Genomic DNA, 19,873 nt, shown 5'->3' with positions numbered 1-19,873 from the left:
GTTTTTTCTTTATTATATTTAATCTCCATAAAATCTCCTCGGTAATAATAACAATTAATTCTATTAATGTTATATTTATTTTATATTTTTATTGCTTAAATAATTTTATCTAAAATGTAAAATACAATGGAATTAGATTGGGTCAATAATTCCCTTTTCGGTGATAATTCCAGTGACCAATTCTTTAGGAGTTATGTCGAATGCAGGATTTATAACATCTGTTCCCTCAGGACAGATTCTTGCACCACCGTAATATCTTACTTCATCACCATCTCTTTCCTCAATGATTGTGTCATAGATGGATATCTCATTGTCGAAAGTTGAATATGGTGCTGCAACATAAAACGGAATGTCATGATGCTTTGCGGCCAGTGCCACCATGAAAGAACCTACCTTATTAACAACTCCTCCACGGGCAATCCTATCTGCTCCAATGACAACCTTATCAATTTTTCCTTGAGACATTAAGAATCCTGAAGCCACATCAGGGATTAATTTAACTGGAATGTTTTCCTGCTGCATTTCCCATACGCTTAAGCTTGCGCCCTGTCCACGTGGACGTGTCTCGTCACAGATTACATTGATGTTTTTACCAGCATCCCTTGCGGCCCTGAACACTCCAAGAGCGGTCCCATAGTCCACACATGCAAGAGCACCCGCATTACAGTGAGTTAAAACGGTGTCACCGTCATCAATTATTTCAGCACCAAATTTTCCGATAGCCCTGTTTGTAGCCATATCCTCCTCATACATTTTAAGTGCTTCTGACAATGCATCATCACTGTTCAATACACGGTCAACTGCCCAGAACAGATTTACAGCAGTTGGCCTTGCTGCCTTGATTTCCTCTGCAGCCTTGTCCAGGTCAACACCTTCAATGTCTGCAAGAGCCATTCCAAAAGCGGCTGAAACTCCAATAGCCGGAGCGCCACGTACAGTCATATTTTTAATTGCAACAATAACATCCTGATAGTTGTCACAGTAAACGTAAGTCAATTCATCAGGAAGTTTTCTTTGATCAATAAGTTTTAGTTTGTTATCTTCCCATTCAAGTGTTTTCATTTTAACACCTTGTCTAAAAAAAGTATAAAAAGTTGAAAAGCATAATTAACGTTAGTTTCTAATTTTTTTATGTATAAAAATACAATTAAAGGTTTATAATTATGCTTCCCGTCTAATTTAATATCCAAAAATGGATTGATTAGAGATGTATTTACATACATCTAATTATTACTTATAATATTATCATTTATAAATATTTATAAAAAACCATGAAAATGCCTTTATTTTAGTCAGACCTAATAAAATTAATTATGCATTATCAGTCATGATTGGCACAACTTGTTTTTTACGTGAAACAACACCCTCTAACAATACTGTGTTGTCTTCAAGTTTTACACCATAAGCCTTTTCGACTAGGCATGCGTCTTTACCCAATGCAATCACTTGTGAGTTGCTGTTGACGATATCAGTGATTAAAAGCATGAAAAGGTCCAATCCTTCATCTTCAATGATTTTGTTCATGCCTGCTTCCAAATCATCCTTCATGGCCATGACATCTGAAATGTCTGCAGTGTTGACTTGATTAATAATTGATTTTACATCTTTAAAGTCAATTTGCTTAGCGTCTAAAGCCAAGATTTCCTCAATTGAAAAACTGCTTAAGTCAGTTCCTGCCTTGAGCATTTCCAAACCATATTCTTCAGCGTCAACTTCAGCGATTTTTGCAAGTTTTTCAACAGCAGCCTTATCGTCCTCGGTTGTGGTTGGAGATTTCAATAGCAATGTGTCGGAAATGATTGCGGACAACATTAATGTAGCGATTTCTTTTGTGATTTCCACATCGTTCTCTTCATACAATTTGCATAATATTGTTTCAGTACATCCGACAGGTTCAAATCTTAAGAATAAGGGATAAGAAGTTTCTAAAGCTAATTTATGATGATCAACAACTTTTAAAATATTTGCATTTTCCAAATTGTCAACGGATTCTGCCGGAGAGTTGTGGTCAACTAAAATCACATTTGCATCGTCTTCAACATCTTCCAGAAGTTCCGGTGCTTCCATATCCAAATAATTTAAAATGAATTCAGTTTCCTTGTTGATGTTTCCTAATCTGTAAGCTTTTGCATCAGCATTACCCAATTCGTTTTCCAAATTAGCCATTACAATACTGGATGTAATTGTATCACTATCAGGACTTTTATGTCCAAAAACATAAGTTTTAACCATATTATTTACTCCTATTAATTATGAATTGATAAAAATAAACTTAATATCAGTTATAAATTATCTTTTTCATCAGTATTTAATATTACTAAAAAAATAGATGAAATATAAAAAAAAGTTATGAAAATAAAAAAAAGTGTTTAGTAATGACTTTGTGGAGTCATTCCTAAATGATGGTCTTCGCTTTTCTTACCAGGTATTCCGTATGCATCCGCCCTACATTGAGTACATGCCCTGAATACTGGAATAATTTCTTCAACTTGTTCCCTGACGCTTTCCATCATTGAACAATCCGGACGAGAATAATGTTTCATTTTTGCCAATGGGATTAAAGGCAAGACATTCATCAATGCTGCACCACGTTTTTTGACTTCCTTAGCTATTTCAACAATATGCTCATCATTCAATCCTGGAATTAAAACTGAATTGACTTTAACAACCAAACCGTTTGCTGCAGCTTTCTCAACACCATCCAATTGATTTTTAATCAAGATTTCAACAGCATCATATCCTTTGTACACTTTTCCTTCGTATTTGATGAAAGAATAGATATCGACTGCAATATCTGGATCGATTGCATTGATTGTAACTGTAACGGAGTTCACTCCAAGTTCAGCCAATTTATCAGCATATTTTGGAAGTAAAAGTCCATTGGTACTCATACATTTGATTAAGTCAGGTTGTTCTTTTGCTAACTTTTCGAAGAATTCAAATGTTTCCTCATTTGCAAGTGAGTCTCCCGGCCCAGCAACTCCGACAACTGAAATTGGACCGTCTGCAGTAACATCATTAATGTGAGTAATTGCATCATCTGGTTTCATTATGCAGCCAGCAACACCCGGCCGGTCTTCCTCATTATTGATATCCCTTGTACAGAAGTTACAAAAGATATTACATTTAGGTGCAACTGGTACATGTGCTCTTCCGACTTTATCATGCATTTTTTCATTAAAGCATGGATGTGCTTTTGTTATATGTGCAAATCTTGAACCGTTGTGTTCATTCATATTACCACTACTCCATAAAATATAACTCTTGTTAATTTGTATTGATACGAACAAATATATAAAGTTTTCTACATGCCATTGTTCAATTCGTCGATAAACTCGTGAGCTTTTTCAATCCATTCATCCTTAATTAGCTCATCAGTAGCTACAACAGTTACAATATCCTCAGTGGATAAGTCTTTAATGTTTTTAAATCCTTCAGGCAATATCCTAAAGACTGCATCATAAATACGTCTTTGTAAATTAGAATGAGGATCATCAACAACTACAGATTTTAATTCAGTGAAATCACCACTGATTTCAAGCTGATATCTGTTAGGTTGGTAGATTTCATCTCTTGAGAACTTTTTCCATAGCTCTTTTAGGATGTTTGGAAGGTAGTTCTCATTGTCGATTAAAATCATGGTTACGTCCCTTTGCTTGTCATAAGTCAAGTTAGCAACATCTTCAAACAAAACGATATTTGAAGTCTTCCTCATTTTAATAGCTAAGACAAATACAGGATCATCCGGATTAACATAAGCCCTTAAATCATCCACAGAAGCGCCTAAAACCAAATCCTGAAAGATTTGCTTAATGATAATTTCATAAACTTCTGCACCACGTTCATCATAGCATTCAACTAACATCGAATCAATCCCTAAATCTATTTATTATCTTGTCTGTGACCCATTCCAGATACTAAAAGAGCTGCACCTACAGCACCAATGTGTTGTGAGTATTCCGGAACGATAACTTCAATTCCACCTAATGTTTCACTAACCGCTTCAACAAGACCGGAAATTAAACTGGTTCCTCCTACTTGGATTAAAGGTTCACGGATATCAATTTCCTGAAGTTGTTGTTCATAAACTTGCTCAGATACGGAATGACATGCAGCAGCTGCAACATCCGCTTTGGAACCTCCAGCAGCGAGTGTAGTAACAAGGTCCTGAATACCGAATACAATACAGTATGAGTTCAACATTGCTTTTCTCCAGTCCCCTTGAACAGCTAATGGACCTAATTCAGTGATGTCCACATCTAACCTACGAGAAGTCATGTCCAAGAATCTACCTGATGCACCTGCACAGATACCACCCATGGTGAAGTTGTCAGGAATACCGTTGTTTACGGTAATAACCTTGTTGTCCATACCACCTATATCCAATACGGTAGCTTCACCTTTTTGACAATCCGCCAAGTATACAGCACCTTTTGCGTTAACAGATAACTCTTCTTGAATGAGCTCCGCACCGAATTCCTGACCCATGGTAAACCTACCGTAACCGGTGGTTCCAATTCCATCAAGGTCATCCCAATCGTAATCGGTTTCGCCAAATGCTTCAGCAGCAGCTGTTTTTGCAGATTCGATAATGTCCTTGGTGGATGTCCAACCGGTTCCTATAACCTTGTTGTTTTCCATAAGAACTGCTTTTGTAGTGGTTGAACCTGAATCCAAACCAAGAGTAAGTCCTTCTTGCTTTTCACGTGCAAGAATACTTCTTCTAGTTACAGTAGTAGCCAATGCTTCCATACGGATGAACAATTCGTCCGCTTTTGTTCTTTCAGTGAATGAATAGGTTACTACTGGAATACGAGTATTGTTCTGAATAAATCTTCTTACTTCATTTCTGACCAATGCCGCTTCAGCACATCTAAAACAGGTTGCGATAAACACTGCATCAGGTTTGCATCTGCCTTCAACAATAGCCATAGCTCTTGCAATCATTAATTTTAAACTTGAACTTTGAGCTGAAAATCCAAATTTCTCATAAGATTCATCAATGTAATCTAAATCAATTTCAGGAAGAATGATTTCAGCACCAAACTTGTTTGCTGCCTTTTCAATCTCTTTTTGAATTCCACTGTATTCTGTTCCACATGAAACTAATGCGATTTTAACCATTATTCTTCCTCCTTAGTTTCTTCAAGTGAGTCTATAAAATTATTAATATCATTTACCATAACATATGTTTCATCCTGATTTGTAGGATAAGTGACTTCCAAAACAGGAATGTCCTTGTTTCTTAGCAAGAATATTGACAATTCGTTAGTCCTTGCACAACCTATACAACCGAAACCATATGGTGCGCCGTCAACAACAATTGCTGCTTCAGCTTCATCTATAAGTGGCCCAATGATTGCCATCCTACCACGAACACCTGAAGGAACTTCAATAGCTGCGTATTTAAGTCCTTTGATTGGGTCCTCTTCGGTAATGTTCATTGGTGGAGAATCAATCTCAGGGTCTTTGATTTTTTGCCTAATTTGTTTTTGTAAAACTAAAGGAGTGTGACCTTTTCTTTCAATTAAATCTGCCAAAATTAATGAGTTTGGAGGATAAATAGCTACCTTAACCATATTTTCACCTATTCTTCTTTATCTAAACAATCATTCATGATTTTCTTAAATTCATCAACGTCAACTGGTTTTTTCTCTTCAATTTCAACCTCTTTAGGATTTTCTAAAGCGTTTGAAACAAAACCAAGTATACGATATTCCTTTTCCATTTGGTGGAAACCTTCCCTAGGACCGAACCTGTGACCTCTGCATCTTCTAGGATCACCTGGAGCGAATCCTCTTTCCTTTGTGAAAATGTGATTAGGGTCTAGTTTTCTAATCTCCTCAATTGCCTTGTATACATCCTCACTTTTTCCACTAATCATAGATCCATAACAAGTATTTTTAATAGTAAGTGGTAAACCCAGCATGTGAAATGCAGTAACGATTTCTTGTTCACTTACGTGAGCTCCTGGCCCAATAAAAATCATACGAGTGATTACATCAGGATCCCAATCTTCAGTACCCAAATCAGGACTCATGGTTAGATTCTGTGACATAAACTTCAACTCCCTCTTTTAATTGTTCAATGTGATCATAATCTGAAGTGATATCCCCAACAATGTTTGTCGCTTCAAATGATTCTGCAGTAGGACCGTATTCAGAATTGTCCTCAAATCTGATACCGATTAGACCTGCACTTTTTGAAGCCATGTTGGTAATACCAATTTGACCTCTAATTACCTTATCGACCGGGTTATTCTCAGGAACTAAACCCTTAGCCAATTTCTTATCTCCTTCAAAAATTACAATGTGCATTCCAGGCACTGCAAAGTGGACTTTGATTTTTCCAATAGGATTTTCCAAAAGACCAGAAACATATTTGAAGTATCTTACAGACCTTGGAGCATTATCTGCAAACTTGACTGTACATAAGTCCTCTTTCTTGATTGCTTTTGTAATTACCTGACCTTCTTTTAGGATATCAATTGTATGTTTAGGAATTTGCTCGACAATAATTGCATCATCATCAATCAATCCATCAATCATGTGCTCAACGCCAGCTGCAGACAATAGTTCTGTAGCCTCTTTTTGAGTTTTATTTAATAACATTAACCTTTGTTGTTCAGATTGAACGGTAATGAAATCGTTTTCTTTTGCGATGTCAATTATTTCCATTCCCGCAACGATGTGCCCAACAGTGGTATGATTTGGAGTCAATACCCTGTTTTCACGATATATGAATACTTTTCCAACACCTACACCATCGTTTCTCACAGTAATTGTTCCACGAGTTCTTTGAGTGGTGTTTTCCTTAGGTTTATCTATACCTGCAAGGTCATAAAAGCCTATGAATGACTCACTGTCATATGAAACTTTAATTCTACCGTCTTTAATAACTGAAAAGAGATGCTCTACACAAGTAGGAGAGTCCTCATCAATATCGAATGAAATGTAAGTGTATAACTCATTTCCTTCTTCCAAAACTGTGCTTAAGTCTGATACGGAAGCACTGTCAGTTGTTGTGCTTCTTTCAATGACCGGCTCAATGCCTGTTATCTTATCGTCATCAGTTAACCCTTCCAAAGTTTTTTTACCACCAATTACACGGGCAAAAATACCCTTGTTGTATGGCGGAACACTGTAAACGTTAGTAGTGTTTTCCTTAAGCATTATAAAGTGAGTTGACTCATTACTAAAACTAGATAAACTTAAAACAACATCTCCCTCAAAATACTTGTATTCATCAGAAGTAGGCTCCAAATCAGTTACAATAGGACCAACTGCCACTTCTGTAGGAGTTGACCAGCGAATGTCCAAGTCAACAAACTCCTCGTATTGATTTTTCCACACATCAACAAGAGGTTTTGCCTCATCGGATTCGTCCAATTGTATAATTATTGAACCCTTGTTTGTTTTAATTTTATACTTGCTAATATTCTTTTCCAGTTCTTTTTTACCTTTTATTAAGCAAATAATACTTCCTGGAGTATAAGGGGCATTTGTTTCATCAATTACATCCTGAATTGTAGAAGCATCTGCCACTTCTATTTCCTCTCCATTAATTTTAATTAACATACAATCTCCAATAAGAATTTTAATATTATATATTTATGAGTTTATTATATAAAACAATTATTTATTTGATTTTGAAAAATTATATAAACACAAAATTATAACATTAATAATTGAGGAGGAAAATTTATGAAAGTCACTAAAAAACATATATTTTCTTTATTGGTTATTTTGATTATAGCGATTAGTGCAATCTCAATTGCAAGCGCATACACAGGAACCGGGTTTTCACACAACATTCCAAGTTCCAAATATTATGACCTGTCAGCTTCAGATATCTTAAGCAAATACAACAAGACAGACTGTCATGTTGAAGAAAGCGCAGTCTGCACCAATGTAGTTGATGGAGATACTATATATCTGGATAACGGTGAAAAAATTCGTTTTGTAGGAGTGAACACCCCTGAAAGAGGCGTTGAAGGTTATATTACATCTAAAAACTTTGTGCAAAAACTTTGCCTAAACAAAAAAGTGGGCATTGATGTCGACAATAGGAAACACAATGACAAGTACGGAAGAACATTAGGCGTCGTTATTGTTGATGGAAAAAATGTCAATGAGATGCTTTTAAAAGAAGGGCTTGCCGAAATAATGTACATGCCTCCAAGTGAATTCTACCCATATGACTGGGCAAACGGCAACACCCATGTGGCAGACACACATAGCTCGTCTTCATCAAGTTCACATCCGACAAGCAGCGAATCGACAAGTTCATCAGGTTCTGCAAGTTATGTTGGAAATGCAAACACCGGCAAATTCCACGAACCGTCATGTTCCAGTGTCAAGGACATGGCTGAAGGAAACAAAGTGTTCTTTTCTGCAAGAGACGATGCAATAAGCCAAGGATATATCCCGTGTAAGCGGTGCAATCCTTGAACTCTTTTTTATTTTTTATGTGATATTTGAATATAGCAATCCCAATGAATAATTCGCAATACTTTCCATGATTGGAATAATAATACAGACATCAATCAGGAATCCCACATAAGGAATTGTCAGAACGAATGATGAGACGAATGAAATTACAACCATCAAGATCGCCATCGCTATCAGCCATTTAATTATATTGAATATTCCTATGTTCCTGATATCGCCAATGACCCTATTAATTTTCAAGGCCTCTGACAAGCTATCAAGATATGCCAACCTGGCTTTTGCAAAAAACAGAAGGAATTCGAACACCAGATAGGTGACTAAAATCACCAGGGTTAAAGTCCAGAAAGTTGCCAGGAAGCTAAGAATCTTGTATTCATATAGAAGATTTACACTGGCGGGACCCAATGTGGACAGGCTTATGAAAAATACCAAGGCAGGTACAATCATATAAACCATTCTCAATGCCAAAACCCTAATTGAGTCATATACGCTGTTCACCAGATTGAAAGAAGGAAACATCGAAGATTCCCTTGAACCTGTTTTAATAACGTCCAGGAAGAATCCTGGTACAATCAAAATGAAAATAAAGAATGCAACTACCCCAATGAAAATTATGATCTTATTATCCAACAGATAACCTATTGGAGTAATGGTTATTAAAATAAAAAGAATAGAAATAATCGGCAATTTTGCAATATTCCTAAACGGATATTTCAATGAATTAAAAATGATATTTGATAAATCCATATCCTACCTCTCATCTGAAAATAAACACGGGATTTTTATCTTGGTTGAACACTTCCACCTGTTCACCGTCATGATTCAAGAATAGCGAATTGGAATCATTCACTTCACCAACCACATTGGCCGCAATTGAGTATTTGGCCAAATATTCCTTAATGTAATCACATTTATCTTCACTTGCTGTGAAAACAAAACCTGAACCAGGATATGATCTAAGCCAATCAACCCATGACATGTTCTCATTTTTTGGAATGTCGTCAAGATTGACTGTGGCTCCTTTGTGAGAAGTTTCCAGAAGCATTTCCAAGGTTCCCAAAATTCCAGGGTTTGAAATATCCTTTCCGGATTTGATGTAATCATGTTCGGCCAAGTATTGAACCGCAGTAATCTGGTCTTGAACGAGTTGTGCATCTTTGTCATATGTAGTGTCCCAGTTCAAGGAAAACATTTCATGAGGTTTGCCATCAAGGTCGATAGCAACAATCACCTTATCTCCAACTTCAGCTCCAAAACTAGTAATTATCTTATCTTTTTGAGCTATTCCGACAATTGCCACACCTAATGAGTCCACCTCACCATCAGGATGCAAGTGTCCTCCAACCATAGGGACATTGAACTTCAAGCATCCGTCTTTTATTCCATTTAACAAATCTTCGTAAATATCATCATTGCTTATTGACATTATGTTTACCATAGCCAATGGCTTTCCTCCCATCGCAGCAATATCATTAACATTAACAAGCACGGAGCAATATCCTGCCCAATAAGGGTTTACATTCATGATGTCTCCCCAAATGCCGTCCGCCGCAATAAGCATTACCTGACCATTTCCAATGTCAATAGCGGAAGCGTCGTCACCAATGTCAATCACAACATCACCGGAAACGTTGTATGATTCTTTTAAAAGAGATATTACATTGTCTATTGAACTTTTACGTGACACGCCCTTAAATTCTTGAATTTCCTTTACTAGACTTTTTAAATCCAAAGATTACACTTCCCAATTTTATTCTATATAATTAATTTTGTAATTGCAATTAATATTATTTATTATTTCAATGATTTTGCATTTAACATCCTCGATATCTTCAAAATCACCACATTCCCGTTTGCCGCCAAAGATTACCTGTTTAATATTTTGACCGATGATGTCATCAAAACCACTTTCGACCTCGAAGATTATGGAATTTTTAACCTTGAATCCATCTTCCACAACCTTATCCAAATCCCCATCAGTTATTCCAATTACAGGTATATCAAATCTATACAGAATGTCTGAAGATATCAATGTGGTGTCGTCACCAACAGTGATGACAAGACTGGAATCTCTGAATCTGTAAACATCCTCTCCAGCATGGTCAAGAAAAGTTACCCTAAAATCATTAGGCTTTTGATTTGATATTACACGAGGAGTGACCTTTGCATGCCTTAAAAGACCTGTTTTGATTATTGCTGAATCAAGATCCACCTCGCCCAGCTTTTCAAGGCCGTGCTGTTTAAGCTCACCACCAACAATGTCGACAATATGATTGTCACGGGCAATCAATGTAAGCCGGTCGGAATTAGTCTTTCCAATCACGACACTGTTAACCATGATATTTTCACCAGGACTTACCCCATGGACAATTCTTTGATTCAAACCTGCATTGTCATTTTTAATATGCTTTTCATAAACCTCTTCAGGCCATACAATATTCAAGCCCAACCTTTCAGACAAATCATGGCCCAATTCCAAGTCATTATTCCATAAAATGACACTACCGTCTTCTTCGCCAGGCCTTTCAATTTGAATTACAGGAATGTTGTTATCGTCGATCTTTTCAACATAATGATTGTAAACCTTATATCCGAAAACCTGGCCAGTCACATCCGATTTACCATAATTCAGAAGGAAAATCACATCCGCTCCATCATCATGAAATATCTTGAGGGACTCGCTTGGAACCAACTTGCGGGAGATGTCAATCACATCCTCCAGGCTTGCATCAATCACTGCAGTCCTTCCCATTGTTCCGCCAAGCCTAACCTTAACATCACCATATTCTTTAAGCAGGCCAATCAGTTTCAAGGCATAACCTGAGTCAATTATATTAGGTCCGTGAACAACAATTCCAATATTCATTTATTCACCTTTATTCTTTTCTTGAATATTCTTGAACCGCAAATCTCGCAATCATCAAAAGGATAATCCTCATCATATTCCTTTTTACATCCTTCACAAACCTTTTTCCAATTGTAAATTCCCTTAATTCCATCTGTTATAACTCCAGAATACGGAATGTTCATGATTTTCAAGGTGTTCTGGATTGTGTAATCGTCACTGATAACCTTTACGTTGCGACCCTGTTGATGGAACATGTATGCAAGGGATATTAATTTTTTATCAGGCATGGATAATCTTAAAATATCACCGGAATCAGAAATAATATCATTAACACTTGATATATACTCGGAAGACACATCTTGTATGATTAACCTGCCTTCCTCAAGAGCCATATCAAATGTTAATTTGGATTTGAAATCTTTAATTTCAGATGATATTTCTGGAACCGTGAAATTGTTTTTAGAAATTAGTTTAAATCCATTTATAAAAGCAGATGCATCTAGAACATAATAAATTTCCATGATATTATATTACAAACTATAAATTAATAAAGCTATTCAATGAGTTGGAATACATTTGGAATAACCTTGGGAAATATTTGGGAAAAGTTTGGAAAAAGCTTAGAATAAATATTGGATAAATATTGTAAGGATTTGGAATAATTTATTTAAATTCTAATTGTTAAATTAATATTAACGAAATTACATGAAGAGTTTAATAGAAATCTTTATGGATAGGAGATGTTTAAATGAATTTCAAAAGTGATATAAATAACGACATCAAGTTCCTTGCAAAATCGGAAATTCGATTGAAAATTTTAAGTGAATTGTATAAACAACCAAATAATGTACGTGGCATCGTTAAAAAAACAAAGATTACCTACAGTTCCGTTTCAAGTAATATAGGAAAATTAGAGAAAAACAATCATATTCAAAAAATCAACAAGAGGTACCACATCTCTCCAATGGCAGAAGTTTATCTGAAAAGTCTAATGGACTTTAAAAACAGCATGGACCTGGTTAGTGATTACGATGCTTTTTGGGACAATCATAACTTGAATCAGCTAAGCATTGACTCTGTAAAAAGCATAACCGATTTGAAGAATTGTGCACTAATTGAAGCGACACCAACAGAGATTTTCAAAACACACAATACAATAAAACAGCAGATGGTCACATCTAAAAGCGTAAAGGCAGTATTTCCCTATTTGCATCCGGAATACCCCAAATTAATTGAAAGGGTATTGGAGAACAACGGCACTGTTGAACTGATCATTCCGCAAAGCATTTTCCAAGAATTATTTTTCAAAATCAATGGAGACATTAGAAGGCCTGCAGTCAAAAGTAAAAAATTGAGAGTGTTCAAGTTTAAAGACGAATTGAATTTGTACTTGAGCATTTGCGATGAAAACATAGGATTGGGCTTGTTCAAAAACGACGGCAGCTTCGACCAGAATCGCATCCTAGTTTCAAACGATGAGCAATCCGGCAAATGGGCTGAGAAATTATTTGAACATGTGAAACATCAGGTGATATAATGACCAGCACAGAAACCCGTGAACAAATAAACAAAGAGTTTAGTGGAATCAAATACATTTTGACTTCAGGAATGCGTTCAAGACTGCTATTGGCAATTTATGATGGACCTAAAAACTTGGATGACTTGAGAAATGTGTTGAAAAAGCCTTCCGCAACAATATTGCATGGACTTAAGGAACTGGAAAACAACAATCTGATCAAGAAAGTCAACAAACAATATGAACTGACTTCAAACGGATACCTGATAACCGTAAACATGGTGAAACTTGTTGAAAACTGGTATGCCGTAAACAAAAGCAAGGCCTTTTGGAACAATCACGATTTGTCAGATATTCCAGATGATGTTTTGAAAAACGTGTACCTTCTAAAGGATGCCGAATATATACATTCCACTACAAGCGATTTGTCCAATGCATTCAATTCATATCTAAAATTAATTTCAAAAGCAAAAACATTGAAGATTATTCTTCCGATCTATTCCGAGAAACATTTGAAACATCTAGTAAAATTGCTAGATGAAAATAAATTAGAGAATCTGGAATTAACCATTGACCGTGAAATCTTAAATTCAATGAAAAGCAATGCCGACTTGAAAAAGTCCCTTGTTGAAAATGAAAAAGTCAAAATAAAAATAACCAAGCAGAAGGTAAGGTTATTTTTGACAATTTCAGAAGAATTCATGTCTCTAACATTATTTTTTAAAGACGGTCATTACGACGACAGCCAAATCTTAATTGCCAAGGATGAGAATGCCTTAACGTGGGCATTTGGCCTCATTAATCATTATTGAATAGACTGGCGGTGATTAAAATTAAAAAAACTGAAACGAACATCTGGAATTTGACCAACAAAGAACTGTTATACTTAATTAAAAGCAGAGACGGCGGAAAAACAACAGCAAGAATCATAGATGCAATACTTGAAGGACCATACAACAGAAACCAATTATCAAAAAAACTTCAGCTAGACTACAAAACGATATGTTACCACATACAGCTAATCTCAAAATATGACTACATCACACAGGAAAAATTTGAGCAGAATTACTATTATCGCCCCAGCAAAAAATTATTAAAGAATATAAACGAATATAATTTAATTAAAGAATCAATTAAAAATGAGGGAAAAAATGAAAAGTGAGACTTCCAAATTACACAAGCAACAATCATCTGATGATATTGAATGCGGATTAATAACCCTTAGCGACAGCAGAAAATCAGAAAAATTAGATTTGTCTGGAAAATACATCGCAGAGGAAATCGAATCTAGATACACATTAAAATCTAGAAAATTAATTCCTGATGAACCAAAAGACCTAACCGATGCGATAGATGACATGATTTCCGAGGGAATTGACGTGATACTAACAAACGGTGGAACAGGTCTTGATGAACGTGACATCACCGTTGAAACCGTTGAAGCACTTTTTGAAAAAAAAATTGATGGTTTTGGAGAACTCTTCAGGGCAAAATCTTTTGAAGAAATAGGATCTGCAGCACTTCTCTCAAGAGCGACTGCAGGAGTCTATAAAAAAACAATCATATTTTCGATGCCCGGCTCCCCAAATGCTGTTAAAACAGCTTTAGGATTAATCATTGATGAACTGCCTCATTTTGTCCATCATGTGAAAAAATGATGAAATAAATATTTCATCATGATTTTATTTTTTTAGTCAAAAAACTCGTTGACACTTATTAAAGGTTCTAATTTTATGCCTGCCTTTTCAAACTCTTCAACAGCACCTTCTTGCCTGTCAACGACAACAAAAGCCCTAACAACATTGCCGCCATTCTCTTGAATAGCCTTGATTGCTTTTAAAAGTGATCCTCCAGTTGTGGAAACGTCCTCAACAACAATCACATTATCATTTTCGTTGAGCTCGCCTTCAATGAGTTTTGATGTACCGTAGCCTTTCTTTTCCTTACGAATCATCAGCAATGGCAATTTAGATTCAAGTGAAACTGCAGTGGCTATTGGAACTGCACCCAATGCAGGGCCCGCAACCTTGTCAATGTCCTCGCCAGATATTTTTTCTGTAATCAATTTTGAGATTGTTGATAAGATTTCAGGTTCGGTAATAGCCTTTTTCATGTTAATGTAATAATTACTCTTTTTACCTGAAGATAAAGTGAAATCCCCTTCAAGGAACACTTCATTCTCTTTCAATAAATCAATCAGATATTCCTTTGAAGTCATAATATATCATCTTCGCCTTTAAGTAAAATCTTATCCCCAATGACTTTTACAAGTTCCATTGGAACAACGTCTTCACTGGATTTGATTTGTTCGGAAAATCCGGATCTTTTTATCACTAAATCGGTAATTTCTAATGAATCTTTATCAAGAATTACATCATGAACCTTTCCAACAATTTGAATTTCTGCATCAAGTACTTCTTTTCCAAATAATTCTTCTCGAATTCTCATAAAAAACACCTTAATTAATAAATAGTTTTTAATATTAATTAATAGTTTCTAAAAAAAATTAATGTCAATGCAAAATTGTATTAAATACAAACAACATACTAACAATATTAATTTTAAGGTGAATGCATGGAAGAGAAAACTTTCACAGTATCTGAGATTAATAACTATATTGGAAGGAAGCTCAAGCTGGACCAAAATTTGAAAAACATCTACATAAAGGGAGAAATTTCAAATTACAAAACCTACCCTAGCGGACATAGCTATTTTACTTTAAAGGATGAGAAATCACAGATTCCGGGAGTGATGTTCAAAGGAAATAAGGACAGATTCCTCAAATTTGAACCAAAAGACGGAATGAAAGTAATCATCAAGGGTAAGATTGAAGTATATGAGAGGGACGGAAAATATCAGCTATATGCAACAAGGATAACTGAAGACGGCCTTGGAGACTTACACATAGCTTTCGAACAATTAAAGAAAGACCTTAAAAAGGAAGGATTATTCGACGATACCCATAAAAAGAAAATACCTAAATACCCAAATAGAATAGGCGTTGTGACTGCACAGACAGGTGCGGCAATAAGAGACATCATCACAACAATCAAAAGAAGATACCCAATTTGTGACGTGCTGGTCTTTTCAACTCTGGTTCAGGGAGATAACGCTGCACCACAAATTGCCAGACAAATCATTCATGCCCAAAAATTTGATTTGGACACACTAATTGTAGGCCGTGGTGGAGGAAGCATTGAAGACCTATGGGCATTTAACGAAAGGGAAGTTGCATATGCAATCTACAACTGCAGAATTCCGGTCATAAGCGCAGTGGGTCATGAAATTGACTTTACAATATCCGACTTTGTGGCGGACTTGAGGGCACCAACCCCAACTGCAGCGGCGGAAATTGCCGTGCCGGACATTAGAAAAGTTAAGGAGAGCGTGAGCCAGTTAAACAGAAGGGCAAATAAGTCCATTAACGATAGGATTGAATTAAATAAAACTAAATTGAACAACATTTCACAAAAAAACATTTTAAAAAATCCCGAATCGATTTATGATATAAAAGGGATGAGCCTGGATAACCTAATCAACAGATTAAGTTTCACATCCAAGAATATTATGACAAGAAATAAAAATAAGCTGGTCAGATTGGAAAGCTCAGCAGTGTTTAAGAATCCGGAATCAATGTATAAGCTAAAAAGGATGGATCTGGAGAAAGTGATTAACAAACTGAACATGACTTCCAACAACATTATTGTCAAAAATAAAAACAGGCTGTTTAAGATAGAAAATTCCCATATTTTAAAGAATCCTACCGAAATAACCAAGAAGAAGAGGGACGAATGTTTAAAGAATATAAATAAGTTAGAAGTTTTAAATCCACTTTCAACATTGAAAAGAGGATACAGCATAGCGAAGACCAAAGAAAAGGTAATCACTTCCGTAAAAGATGTTGAAGTTGGAGATGAAGTGGATATTGAATTTGACGATGGAATTATTAATACAAAGGTGATATGATGGAGCAAGAATTAAGTTTTGAAGAAAGTTTAGAAAAGTTAGAAGACATTGTTAACAAGTTGGAAAATGGTAATGTGCCATTGGACGATGCAATTGATGAATTTAAAAAAGCGATGGACCTTGTCAAGATTTGTAACAAAAAATTAGAAGTTGCAGAAGAATCAATCGCAAAGATAGTTCAGGATAACGGAGAACTGATAGAGTTCAACACTAACGAATGAAATAGTTTATCCAGTATTCCAGTAATGCATTTATTGGATAACTATTACAATTTTCTTTTATTTTTATCGCCAAATCATAGGCGACCTGTTTTTCAATCAGATTATTTTCAACCTCATCAATTAAGTTTAGGATTGAAGTGGTGATTGCCACATTTTCCTGCTTTCTAGCATCGATTCTCAACTGTTTTATAAATTCAAATTTATCGTCGTCAAGATCGTCATAAAACCTGTTGATGTCCAAGGTATATCTGTTTAGCCTTACCAATGCATTGGACTGGGACTTGCTTGTAATCCAGACTTGCTTCCCAATTGCCTTGGAGATTGCTTCAATTACCGCATTGGCAATTAATTCACCTAACTTGGAGTGTTTTCCCGCATTGGTCAATATCTCTTTTGAGTCAGTGTTTGAAAATATTGCCACACCGTCAGTTCCGGTGCCTGTTGCAAATCCATTCGAATATTGAGAAGGGATTTTCAGATTGCTCAATGCAACGGTCTTCGCTTCGGTTATTGTCATGAATGCATCTGTCAATGTTGACTCGTCCAAACATACATTAGTCAGCAAAATAACATTGATGGTTCCAAAATGAAATTCACCGTTTTCCTGCCAATATGATGCAGGGTCTCCCGCCCGTGACGCATTTGTCCTGACGCCTGCAGTGACCACGGCAGTGACATCAACATTCCTGAAAGACTTGTTGACAATGCTTACGTTTTTCATTTCCGCCAAGGTTATCAAACCTGTGGCATGACGATAGTCGACATTCAGCCTTTCGCATTCCTTAATCAGGTAGTCATGAACGTCATGGTCCACAAGATAATCAATTTTTTCTTGAGACAGGTGTTGGTTAAAAACAGTTTTATACAAATCGTTTGTGCCACTATTCAATTCAGAGGTTGACAATCCATTACGGCTTACCCCAAAATTAATTAAGATAGTGTCATTCAAATAATATATTTCATCACCAAGTGATGTCTTAAAAATTAGTCTATTGGAATTCATAAAAAAAAGAAAAAAAGAAGATGTAAGAATTTACATCATTGGAGGCATTCCGCCCATTGCGGAAGGATCCATACCCATGTCTTCAGGGCCTTTGGTTGATGCAATTACATCGTCGATTCTTAAAATCATTTCAGCTGCTTCAGATGCAGATTGGATAGCTTGTTTTTTAACACGTTTAGGTTCGATAACTCCAGCTTCTTTCATGTCTGCAACTTCACCAGTGAATACATCTAATCCCATGTAGAAGGAGTCTTCTTGTGCAGCTCTTAAGTCTACTAAGGAGTCGATGCTGTCTAAACCTGCGTTTTCTGCTAAGGTTTTTGGTACGATTTCTAAAGCTTCTGCGAATGCGTTTACAGCTAATTGTTCTCTACCAGAAATGGATTCTGCGTAGTCTTTGAGTTTTTTAGCCATTGCGATTTCAGGAGCTCCTCCACCTGCAACAACTTTGTCGTCTTCTACGGTAGCTGCTACTACACCGATTGCGTCTTCGATTGCTCTTACGATTTCGTCAACGATGTGTTTGGTACTACCTCTTACGAATAAGGTTACGGATTTTGCACTGGAACATTCTTCTACGAAGATCATGTCGTCACCGGAGATTTTTCTTTCTTCTACGGTTCCAGCAATACCTAAGTCGTCTTCGGTTAAGTCATCTAAGTTGGTGATGACGTTAGCACCAGTTGCTCTGGATAATTTTTCGATATCGGATTTTTTAACTCTTCTTACAGCTAAAACACCAGCTTTGGATAAGTAGTGTTGTGCTAAGTCGTCGATACCTTTTTGTGCGAATAATACGTTAGCGCCTGCTGCAACAACTTTGTCAACCATGTCTTTGACCATTTTTTCTTCTTGTTCGATGAAAGCTTGCATTTGAGCAGGGTCAGTGATTGTGATTTCAGCGTCCATTTCGGTTTCTTTTACTTCTAATGGAGCGTTGACTAATGCGATTTTTGCGTCTTTGATTTCAGATGGCATACCTGGGTGTACTCTTTCTTTGTCTACAATTACACCTTCAACTAAGTTGGATTCTTCAACAACAGCTCCGTCTTTTTTCTCGATTTTGATGTTGTCAGTGTCAACTACGCCGTCTTCTTCAACTGCTTCTACAGCGTCAACGATTAATTTTGCTAATGGTTCACGTGCAGCTTCGGTTCCTTTACCAGTCATAGCAGTCATAGCTACTTTCATTAAGGTTTCGGAATCTACGTCATCGATTGCGATTTCGTCTAAGATTTCTTGTGCTTTTTCAGCTGCTTTTCTGTATCCCATTGCAATGATTGTTGGGTGAATGTCAGAGTCGAGTAAGTTTTCGGATTTTTTGAGTAATTCTCCAGCAATGATAACTGCAGTAGTGGTTCCGTCACCGACTTCGTCTTCTTGGGTTTTTGCCACTTCTACGAGCATTTTTGCTGCAGGGTGTTCAATATCCATTTCTTTTAAGATTGTTACACCGTCGTTGGTTACAACAATGTCTCCAAGTCCGTCTACTAACATTTTGTCCATTCCTTTAGGACCTAATGTGGTTCTTACGGTTTCAGCTAATACTTTACCAGCTAAGATGTTGTTTCTTTGAGCATCTCTACCGACAGACCTGTTAGTACCTTCAGGTAAAATAAAAATTGGTTGTCCTTGTGCCATTAATAATCACCTTTTTTTTAATTTTAATAAATAAATAGATCAGTTTAATTATCAACATGAGAAAATAAGTTTATAGTGTTGACTAAACCTTTCTACTTAATACATGAGTTTAAGGTTATATAAATACTTTATGGTATAAAGTAAATTAAAGTAAGAAAAAGAATAATTGAGAAATCCAATGAAAAATTACCCCTCGAAATATGCAAGCAACATGTAAAAATTTTAACA

At 36.1% G+C, this 19,873-nt stretch carries 23 protein-coding genes; 7 read left to right on the top strand and 16 right to left on the bottom strand.

The window, feature by feature from the left end; genetic code table 11:
* Positions 1-132: 132 nt before the first annotated feature.
* The 8 genes from mtnA to ILA26_RS04725 form a co-directional block, all read right to left on the bottom strand.
* Complete coding sequence (gene mtnA, locus ILA26_RS04760; protein WP_292894685.1) at positions 133-1,062, bottom strand: S-methyl-5-thioribose-1-phosphate isomerase; 930 nt, start codon at positions 1,060-1,062, stop codon at positions 133-135.
* Between the two features lie 249 nt (positions 1,063-1,311).
* Complete coding sequence (locus tag ILA26_RS04755; RefSeq protein WP_292894682.1) at positions 1,312-2,232, bottom strand: manganese-dependent inorganic pyrophosphatase; 921 nt, start codon at positions 2,230-2,232, stop codon at positions 1,312-1,314.
* A 137-nt stretch (positions 2,233-2,369) separates the two neighbouring features.
* Positions 2,370-3,236 carry a radical SAM protein gene (locus tag ILA26_RS04750; protein ID WP_292894679.1) on the bottom strand — a complete coding sequence of 289 codons (867 nt, stop codon included), beginning with the start codon at positions 3,234-3,236 and terminating at the stop codon, positions 2,370-2,372.
* A gap of 68 nt (positions 3,237-3,304) precedes the next feature.
* Positions 3,305-3,865, bottom strand: a complete 561-nt coding sequence (locus tag ILA26_RS04745; RefSeq protein ID WP_292894676.1) for a methanogenesis marker 17 protein — start codon at positions 3,863-3,865, stop codon at positions 3,305-3,307.
* A gap of 17 nt (positions 3,866-3,882) precedes the next feature.
* Positions 3,883-5,124, bottom strand: coding sequence for a methanogenesis marker 15 protein (locus tag ILA26_RS04740; RefSeq protein ID WP_292894672.1), 1,242 nt, complete (start codon positions 5,122-5,124; stop codon positions 3,883-3,885).
* Entirely contained in the window at positions 5,124-5,579 is a 456-nt protein-coding gene (locus ILA26_RS04735; protein WP_292894669.1) for a methanogenesis marker 5 protein, read from the bottom strand. The genes ILA26_RS04740 and ILA26_RS04735 overlap by 1 nt, the downstream gene beginning before the upstream one ends.
* An 8-nt stretch (positions 5,580-5,587) precedes the next feature.
* Positions 5,588-6,058, bottom strand: coding sequence for a methanogenesis marker 6 protein (locus ILA26_RS04730; RefSeq protein WP_292894665.1), 471 nt, complete (start codon positions 6,056-6,058; stop codon positions 5,588-5,590).
* Positions 6,030-7,577 (bottom strand): methanogenesis marker 3 protein, encoded by a 1,548-nt coding sequence (locus tag ILA26_RS04725; RefSeq protein ID WP_292894662.1) that lies wholly within the window; start codon positions 7,575-7,577, stop codon positions 6,030-6,032. Before ILA26_RS04725 ends, ILA26_RS04730 begins: the two co-directional genes overlap by 29 nt.
* Before the next feature lie 126 nt (positions 7,578-7,703).
* Here ILA26_RS04725 and ILA26_RS04720 point away from each other — a divergent pair, with 126 nt between their 5' ends.
* Positions 7,704-8,450, top strand: coding sequence for a thermonuclease family protein (locus ILA26_RS04720; RefSeq protein WP_292894659.1), 747 nt, complete (start codon positions 7,704-7,706; stop codon positions 8,448-8,450).
* A gap of 15 nt (positions 8,451-8,465) precedes the next feature.
* Here the strand turns inward: ILA26_RS04720 and ILA26_RS04715 are convergent, their stop codons facing one another.
* The 4 genes from ILA26_RS04715 to ILA26_RS04700 are packed head-to-tail and all read right to left on the bottom strand — an operon-like array spanning position 8,466 to position 11,819.
* Positions 8,466-9,197, bottom strand: coding sequence for a DUF4013 domain-containing protein (locus tag ILA26_RS04715; RefSeq protein ID WP_292894656.1), 732 nt, complete (start codon positions 9,195-9,197; stop codon positions 8,466-8,468).
* A 10-nt stretch (positions 9,198-9,207) separates the two neighbouring features.
* Complete coding sequence (locus ILA26_RS04710) at positions 9,208-10,182, bottom strand: methanogenesis marker 2 protein (protein WP_292894653.1); 975 nt, start codon at positions 10,180-10,182, stop codon at positions 9,208-9,210.
* 18 nt (positions 10,183-10,200) lie between these two features.
* A complete protein-coding gene (locus tag ILA26_RS04705) occupies positions 10,201-11,316 on the bottom strand; it encodes a DUF2117 domain-containing protein (RefSeq protein ID WP_292894650.1) in 1,116 nt (371 codons plus the stop codon).
* A complete protein-coding gene (locus ILA26_RS04700) occupies positions 11,313-11,819 on the bottom strand; it encodes a type II toxin-antitoxin system VapC family toxin (protein ID WP_292894647.1) in 507 nt (168 codons plus the stop codon). The genes ILA26_RS04705 and ILA26_RS04700 overlap by 4 nt, the downstream gene beginning before the upstream one ends.
* 227 nt (positions 11,820-12,046) lie before the next feature.
* On the opposite strand from ILA26_RS04700, the gene ILA26_RS04695 reads away from it, so the two are divergent.
* Genes ILA26_RS04695 through ILA26_RS04680 form a run of 4 tightly spaced genes read left to right on the top strand, consistent with a single transcriptional unit; the run spans position 12,047 to position 14,472 of the window.
* On the top strand, positions 12,047-12,835 hold the full coding sequence (locus ILA26_RS04695) for a transcriptional regulator FilR1 domain-containing protein (RefSeq protein WP_292894644.1): 789 nt from the start codon (positions 12,047-12,049) through the stop codon (positions 12,833-12,835).
* Positions 12,835-13,626 (top strand): transcriptional regulator FilR1 domain-containing protein, encoded by a 792-nt coding sequence (locus tag ILA26_RS04690; protein ID WP_292894641.1) that lies wholly within the window; start codon positions 12,835-12,837, stop codon positions 13,624-13,626. The genes ILA26_RS04695 and ILA26_RS04690 overlap by 1 nt, the downstream gene beginning before the upstream one ends.
* Entirely contained in the window at positions 13,623-13,976 is a 354-nt protein-coding gene (locus tag ILA26_RS04685; protein ID WP_292894639.1) for a winged helix-turn-helix domain-containing protein, read from the top strand. The genes ILA26_RS04690 and ILA26_RS04685 overlap by 4 nt, the downstream gene beginning before the upstream one ends.
* Positions 13,966-14,472, top strand: a complete 507-nt coding sequence (locus ILA26_RS04680; protein ID WP_292894638.1) for a molybdenum cofactor biosynthesis protein B — start codon at positions 13,966-13,968, stop codon at positions 14,470-14,472. Before ILA26_RS04685 ends, ILA26_RS04680 begins: the two co-directional genes overlap by 11 nt.
* A gap of 32 nt (positions 14,473-14,504) precedes the next feature.
* Here the strand turns inward: ILA26_RS04680 and pyrE are convergent, their stop codons facing one another.
* Both pyrE and ILA26_RS04670 read right to left on the bottom strand, forming a co-directional pair.
* Complete coding sequence (gene pyrE, locus ILA26_RS04675; RefSeq protein ID WP_292894635.1) at positions 14,505-15,032, bottom strand: orotate phosphoribosyltransferase; 528 nt, start codon at positions 15,030-15,032, stop codon at positions 14,505-14,507.
* Entirely contained in the window at positions 15,029-15,262 is a 234-nt protein-coding gene (locus ILA26_RS04670) for a PRC-barrel domain-containing protein (RefSeq protein WP_292894632.1), read from the bottom strand. The genes pyrE and ILA26_RS04670 overlap by 4 nt, the downstream gene beginning before the upstream one ends.
* 126 nt (positions 15,263-15,388) lie before the next feature.
* Between ILA26_RS04670 and xseA the strand changes: the two genes are divergently transcribed.
* Both xseA and ILA26_RS04660 read left to right on the top strand, forming a co-directional pair.
* Positions 15,389-16,780: an exodeoxyribonuclease VII large subunit gene (xseA, locus tag ILA26_RS04665; protein ID WP_292894629.1), complete on the top strand. Its 1,392-nt coding sequence runs from the start codon at positions 15,389-15,391 to the stop codon at positions 16,778-16,780.
* Positions 16,780-17,001 carry an exodeoxyribonuclease VII small subunit gene (locus tag ILA26_RS04660; RefSeq protein ID WP_292894626.1) on the top strand — a complete coding sequence of 74 codons (222 nt, stop codon included), beginning with the start codon at positions 16,780-16,782 and terminating at the stop codon, positions 16,999-17,001. The genes xseA and ILA26_RS04660 overlap by 1 nt, the downstream gene beginning before the upstream one ends.
* On the opposite strand, the gene ILA26_RS04655 is transcribed toward ILA26_RS04660, so the two are convergent.
* Positions 16,991-17,950: an adenosylcobinamide amidohydrolase gene (locus ILA26_RS04655; protein WP_292894624.1), complete on the bottom strand. Its 960-nt coding sequence runs from the start codon at positions 17,948-17,950 to the stop codon at positions 16,991-16,993. The genes ILA26_RS04660 and ILA26_RS04655 overlap by 11 nt on opposite strands.
* An 84-nt stretch (positions 17,951-18,034) precedes the next feature.
* A complete protein-coding gene (thsA, locus tag ILA26_RS04650; RefSeq protein WP_292894621.1) occupies positions 18,035-19,645 on the bottom strand; it encodes a thermosome subunit alpha in 1,611 nt (536 codons plus the stop codon).
* Positions 19,646-19,873: the final 228 nt, after the last annotated feature.

The sequence above is a fragment of the Methanobrevibacter sp. genome (genome assembly GCF_017940815.1).
Classification (GTDB): domain Archaea; phylum Methanobacteriota; class Methanobacteria; order Methanobacteriales; family Methanobacteriaceae; genus Methanocatella.
This window is presented reverse-complemented; position numbering and strand designations above follow the sequence as displayed.

Coding starts and splice junctions, on each gene's coding strand:
- ILA26_RS04755 (WP_292894682.1), bottom strand. CDS start 2,232: ATGGTTAAAACTTATGTTTTTGGACATAAAAGTCCTGATAGTGATACA.
- mtnA (WP_292894685.1), bottom strand. CDS start 1,062: ATGAAAACACTTGAATGGGAAGATAACAAACTAAAACTTATTGATCAA.
- ILA26_RS04735 (WP_292894669.1), bottom strand. CDS start 5,579: ATGGTTAAGGTAGCTATTTATCCTCCAAACTCATTAATTTTGGCAGAT.
- ILA26_RS04695 (WP_292894644.1), top strand. CDS start 12,047: ATGAATTTCAAAAGTGATATAAATAACGACATCAAGTTCCTTGCAAAA.
- ILA26_RS04725 (WP_292894662.1), bottom strand. CDS start 7,577: ATGTTAATTAAAATTAATGGAGAGGAAATAGAAGTGGCAGATGCTTCT.
- thsA (WP_292894621.1), bottom strand. CDS start 19,645: ATGGCACAAGGACAACCAATTTTTATTTTACCTGAAGGTACTAACAGG.
- ILA26_RS04745 (WP_292894676.1), bottom strand. CDS start 3,865: ATGTTAGTTGAATGCTATGATGAACGTGGTGCAGAAGTTTATGAAATT.
- ILA26_RS04730 (WP_292894665.1), bottom strand. CDS start 6,058: ATGTCACAGAATCTAACCATGAGTCCTGATTTGGGTACTGAAGATTGG.
- ILA26_RS04750 (WP_292894679.1), bottom strand. CDS start 3,236: ATGAATGAACACAACGGTTCAAGATTTGCACATATAACAAAAGCACAT.
- ILA26_RS04720 (WP_292894659.1), top strand. CDS start 7,704: ATGAAAGTCACTAAAAAACATATATTTTCTTTATTGGTTATTTTGATT.
- ILA26_RS04680 (WP_292894638.1), top strand. CDS start 13,966: ATGAAAAGTGAGACTTCCAAATTACACAAGCAACAATCATCTGATGAT.
- ILA26_RS04690 (WP_292894641.1), top strand. CDS start 12,835: ATGACCAGCACAGAAACCCGTGAACAAATAAACAAAGAGTTTAGTGGA.
- ILA26_RS04670 (WP_292894632.1), bottom strand. CDS start 15,262: ATGAGAATTCGAGAAGAATTATTTGGAAAAGAAGTACTTGATGCAGAA.
- ILA26_RS04715 (WP_292894656.1), bottom strand. CDS start 9,197: ATGGATTTATCAAATATCATTTTTAATTCATTGAAATATCCGTTTAGG.
- ILA26_RS04700 (WP_292894647.1), bottom strand. CDS start 11,819: ATGGAAATTTATTATGTTCTAGATGCATCTGCTTTTATAAATGGATTT.
- pyrE (WP_292894635.1), bottom strand. CDS start 15,032: ATGACTTCAAAGGAATATCTGATTGATTTATTGAAAGAGAATGAAGTG.
- ILA26_RS04705 (WP_292894650.1), bottom strand. CDS start 11,316: ATGAATATTGGAATTGTTGTTCACGGACCTAATATAATTGACTCAGGT.
- ILA26_RS04660 (WP_292894626.1), top strand. CDS start 16,780: ATGGAGCAAGAATTAAGTTTTGAAGAAAGTTTAGAAAAGTTAGAAGAC.
- ILA26_RS04740 (WP_292894672.1), bottom strand. CDS start 5,124: ATGGTTAAAATCGCATTAGTTTCATGTGGAACAGAATACAGTGGAATT.
- xseA (WP_292894629.1), top strand. CDS start 15,389: ATGGAAGAGAAAACTTTCACAGTATCTGAGATTAATAACTATATTGGA.